At 62.9% G+C, this 286-nt stretch carries 1 protein-coding gene; it reads right to left on the reverse strand.

Annotation, left to right across the window (positions count from 1 at the left end; all coding sequences use genetic code 11):
- A partial coding sequence (locus tag C167_RS31955; protein WP_037005728.1) for an arginine deiminase family protein occupies positions 1-286 on the reverse strand: 286 nt, incomplete at both ends.

A 286-nucleotide genomic window follows, 5' to 3' on the forward strand; every position in this document is an offset into this window, starting at 1 on the left:
CATCTTCAGCGCCTTGGCGCCTTCGCTCTCGGGGATGTCGTCAGCGGCGACACCACCGATGAGGAATTCCGCCAGCTTGCGCGGCTCCAGGCTTTCCAGCCAGCCGCGCAGCTCCTGGGTCAGGCCTACGCCGACGCTGTCGTTGGTGATCTTGCGATCGAGGATCCACTTCAGGGCTTCGGGGTTCTGGACGGTCTCGGTCAGCAGGTTGTGCATTTCCAGGACGTCGATGCCGCGTTCACGCATCTTGGTGACGAAGTCGAAGTGGTCGCGCTTCGCCTGGTTC

Origin of the sequence: Pseudomonas nitroreducens TX1, from assembly GCF_000313755.1 — a bacterium.
Classification (GTDB): domain Bacteria; phylum Pseudomonadota; class Gammaproteobacteria; order Pseudomonadales; family Pseudomonadaceae; genus Pseudomonas; species Pseudomonas nitroreducens_A.